General features: G+C 32.6%; 4 protein-coding genes. 2 read left to right on the top strand and 2 right to left on the bottom strand.

Annotation, left to right across the window (positions count from 1 at the left end; genetic code table 11):
• Positions 1 to 938 precede the first annotated feature (938 nt).
• Both repM and ACPF64_RS00015 read left to right on the top strand, forming a co-directional pair.
• A complete protein-coding gene (gene repM, locus ACPF64_RS00020) occupies positions 939 to 1,862 on the top strand; it encodes a replication initiation protein RepM (RefSeq protein WP_005022088.1) in 924 nt (307 codons plus the stop codon).
• Between the two features lie 65 nt (positions 1,863 to 1,927).
• The gene (locus ACPF64_RS00015; RefSeq protein ID WP_426452827.1) at positions 1,928 to 2,464 is read left to right on the top strand and encodes a plasmid replication DNA-binding protein; all 537 of its coding nucleotides are present in this window, start codon (positions 1,928 to 1,930) and stop codon (positions 2,462 to 2,464) included.
• A gap of 245 nt (positions 2,465 to 2,709) precedes the next feature.
• On the opposite strand, the gene ACPF64_RS00010 is transcribed toward ACPF64_RS00015, so the two are convergent.
• Positions 2,710 to 3,132 carry a hypothetical protein gene (locus ACPF64_RS00010; RefSeq protein WP_426452825.1) on the bottom strand — a complete coding sequence of 141 codons (423 nt, stop codon included), beginning with the start codon at positions 3,130 to 3,132 and terminating at the stop codon, positions 2,710 to 2,712.
• 711 nt (positions 3,133 to 3,843) lie between these two features.
• A complete protein-coding gene (locus tag ACPF64_RS00005; protein ID WP_005022077.1) occupies positions 3,844 to 4,038 on the bottom strand; it encodes a hypothetical protein in 195 nt (64 codons plus the stop codon).
• Positions 4,039 to 4,376: the final 338 nt, after the last annotated feature.

Below are 4,376 nucleotides of genomic sequence, written 5' to 3'. Positions count from 1 at the left end.
CAATAGCTTACTTTGATTTTAGCCCAATTTTTTGAACAAGATTCTTCACTATAGAAAATAAAGGAATGCCTTGTCTAATCAAGGTTTGAAGGCTGTCATCTTTAGATGCGTGGTGTGTGAACCAAAAATTTCCGGTATGTACCGGCTTCCAATCCATTTAATTGACTTAACTGACAGTAAAGATAGTGCTTGGCCAAAAGAGATCCTGACTATTGTGTTTCTAAGAGAAAAATCTATAAACGGAAATTCTAGCCTACAGGTCAAAAATAAAACCCAAGTTAAAACGCTCTCACATGCGATTTCAGCCACATTTTTACTTAAGACATAGAATCCATTATTGAAATGAGTAATCAGGTCAAAAAACGCAAATGAGCGCCAAATAGAGGCTATTTTTTTCTAATCGGGATGAATAGAGCGAGTGTCTACGAGCGGAGTATCAAAATTCGCACCTCGACTCTCTGAAAAACAGCTTTTTAGGCTGTGAAATCTAAATAAGCGTAAATCACATGCAGAAAATTGGGCCTAGATCGAGCGTAGCGAGTAAAAAAGCTTTATGAGAGAAGCGAATTCCAAGTTTCTTTTGCTCTTGCTTTTGCTTTTTCTCAAAGTCACAACAGGATGATCTAAAAAATTGCCCCACGAATCGAGCGAAAGCGAGATTCAATAGAGTTTGAGCGTAGCGAAAACCAAGGGCAATTTTTCATTCCCAATGCTTTTAATTATTTTTAAAGTTTTTAAATGCTTTTAGACCTGCTGTAAGCCTTTATACATAAGGGTTTAAGAGCTTATACCACTACGTTTATCGACCCATATCACTACGTTTATCGACCCATATCACTACGTTTATCGACCTATATCACTACGTTTATCGACCATTTGACTACTCCAATATTTAATGTAGTATTACTACATTATTTTATGATGTAGTAATAAGAATAATGAAAGACTTAGTTGTCAAAGATAATGCTTTAATTAATGCAAGTTATAACCTTGATTTAGTTGAGCAAAGGTTAGTTCTATTAGCAATCATTGAAGCCAGACAAACAGGTAAAGGAATCAATGCTAATGATGCGTTGGTAATTCATGCGTCAAGCTATATTGAGAATTTCGGTGTAGAAAAACATACGGCTTATGCTGTTTTGAAAGAGGCAAGTAAGGTCTTATTTGATAGGAGATTTACTTATCAATCTTTAACAGACAAAGGGAATATAAAAACTACTCATAGCCGTTGGGTAAGCGAAATTAGCTATATTGATAATGAAGCATCTGTAAGTCTTATCTTTTCACCAGCAGTCGTCCCATTAATTACAAGGCTTGAAGAACGCTTTACTAGCTATGAATTAAAGCAAGTAAGTCAATTGACAAGCAGATATGCAACTAGACTTTACGAACTATTAGTTGCTTGGCGCACCACTGGTCAAACTCCAGTATTTGAGATTTCAGAATTTAGGCAGCAACTTGGTATTGCGGATGATGAATACACGCGCTCAGATAATTTCAAAAGAAGAGTTCTAGATATAGCTATATCCCAAATCAATACTTTTACAGATATCAAAGTTAAGTCTGAACAGCATAAAACTGGGCGATCAATCTCAGGCTATAGTTTTTCATTTAAGCCTAAGACATCAGTTAAAAATATTTCTAAAGCAAGCAATGAACAGTTAGAACTGATTGGCCAATTGACAGATAAACAGATTCTTTTGTTCTCTGGTAAGTTAGCATATGAACCCACATTCGCATCAAAATATAGTAAAGCTGGTGAAAGCTATGATGACTTTATAATTAGAATCTCTGGAGACTTAACAGATCCTAAAAAAATTAAAGAATACTCTCCATATCTAAAAGAATTAGGATTTAAATAGGTTTGTAAATTGACATTGTCAAATTAACAGTAAAGTATTAACTCACCTTAACCCCAGTTTACAATATGAAAAAATTATCAGTTTCAGAATTAGCTAAGCTGTATGGATATTCAAGACAAGCTATATATGCACATATAAATAAAGGAAATTTATCAAAAGGTTCTGATGGATTAATTGACTTTTCAGAAGCTTTAAGAGTATTTGGAGAACCCCAAAGTAAAGTATCCGATGTCAACTTGAGTCAATCAACTAACAGTCAAAATTTGACTGAAGTTGACTTATTAAAACGACAGGTTGACATACTTGAAAAACAATTGAATCAAGCTTTACTTAGAGAAAACCAATCATTAGAACGTGAATCTTTCTATCAAGAACAAATTGAAGCTATGCAACGTCTTTTAGAGGCCCCAAAACCTCATATCCCTACGTGTGTCGACCCAGAGCCTACTCAGATGACAGAGGAAAATGAAGAAGAAGTCACAGCTATGATGCAAAAAGAACCAGAGGCTAGTAAAAATAAGCGTATTCCTGTGCCTGAGCACATTGAACCAGAGCCTGAGAAAAAGGGGTTTTGGAGTCGTTTTTTTAGACCCTATGATTAATCAAGATTGTTTAATCTAGATGAATAAAAACATGGGGAAATGATCAAAGAATAGGCGTGGAACGTGAAAAATGCATAAAAAAGCCCAATCACAACAGATTAGGCTTTGAATAACACGATAAGAAATTGAATTAAAACAAAATATTTAATTGATTTCGTATAACGTGCATTATGTTAATTTTAGCAGAACTATAAAATTGAAATAGTAAAGATGCCCTAGACCCCCTACAAGTCTAGAGCATTCAATTAATCTGGCATCACAAGATATGATCTATCGGGGAGATAAAATTTGCCATCACTTGTTTCATGGCTATAGCAATCTACCAAAACAATTCTATTAGGATTATTCAGCTTATCCCAAACAAAATGTAGAACCCAGTCTGATGTAGAATATTTAAAACCTGGCTCAAATTCTGGATATCCAATATGGACATGCCATAAATTATTAGATCTGGCATATGCCGTATCTTCTTCTGTTAAGCAGTTCCTCCACGAGTGAGAAATTTTGCCTTCATACTGATTAAAATTATCAAGTAATCCATGATCTCTAAAGGTATCAATAAAGTTCTTGATCATCCCTTTAATATCAAGGGGAAAGTTTGTCCATTGCTCAGCGAATTTTTCGCTATATTCAATTACATAAGGCGATTCATCGTCGCACGGTTCCATAAAATCTCCTTCATAAGTTATCCTCATGTTGTCGGTTAATTGATTGGATCATTTCAGTTATTACCTCAATGTTCTTTGATGTATAAATGTCAGTCTTACCTTGAAAACTAACAGTCCCAGTGTTGGCAAAGATGTTACAAATAAGACCATCTATGCGATACACAATTTTTCCTATCGTAGGTTCTTCTCTAGAAGCAGCTCTAAAACGATTTTTCATAGAAGAATCTAAAATAGATGTATTAAAACAATGTAATTTAGACATTTTTTGAATTACCGTAGAATAAATTTAAAAAATTGAATTTCCTAATTTGGAATAATAAATATCATTATAATTATTCAATAATGTTATCTTACATTTAAATTTTACTTTGTCAAGCTTTTTTTTTGTAATTTTTTTAAATTCCCTTGTTTTTCATACAAAATGGCTATATATAGTCTCTGTACGATAAGATTCCGTACTATCTACAATAATAGCAATCTATTTTTATTTTATTTGTGAGTAAACCATGTCAATCGTATCTACCCGGTCAAATAGATCAGTAGAGAGTAAGCCTCAACTATTTGACAGAAACCGAATTGAAAAGGCTTTAAATTCTGAAATACATTCTCTACCTAATCGTAAACTTTCCATCGATGAACTAGATGAAATTTTTGCAAAAGTAGCTCGAAAGAAATAAAAAAAACCGGCATCTTTGTCGGTTTTTTTTATTTTTAATCTATTCTTTTTTTTCTAAGAAAAAATTTTTCAGCAAACAAATTAGGATTAGTAATCCGGATATTTTCTTGGCACTTTTCACACAACATCAGACCTGCAAAAAACTGTACGTTTTCTCTGTCATCACACAAAGTACATGGCCGTGGAAATTTCACTACATTGGTATCACTCACAATCTCTTTATTCATCATTATTTATCCTTTTAAAAGCTTATTTCTTTATAAATAAATTTCAGCGGATAAATGTTAAAAATTGCTATTTTTAAGAACTTTTGTCGAAAATAATTATCAAATCAAAGAACATTAACTGACCGTTTTGACATATCTCCCTTGAGAACTTAATTTTCTAAAACAAAACAATAAATGTTCACTCTATATTTTAATATTTTTCAGTTACTTAATGTCACTTTCAAGTAGTTTTTGTGAACATTTGCTTGAACAAATTATTTACCATATTTATCAAAAGCTTAACTACAAAAAACACCTGTTTTTTTGAACAAATTACTGAACATTAAATTATTAATTTAAAA

This window comes from Acinetobacter sp. KB005 (assembly GCF_049949095.1).
GTDB classification, from domain to species: Bacteria; Pseudomonadota; Gammaproteobacteria; order Pseudomonadales; family Moraxellaceae; genus Acinetobacter; species Acinetobacter calcoaceticus.
The sequence above is the reverse complement of the archived record's forward strand: the minus strand, read 5'-3'. Positions and strand labels throughout refer to the sequence as shown.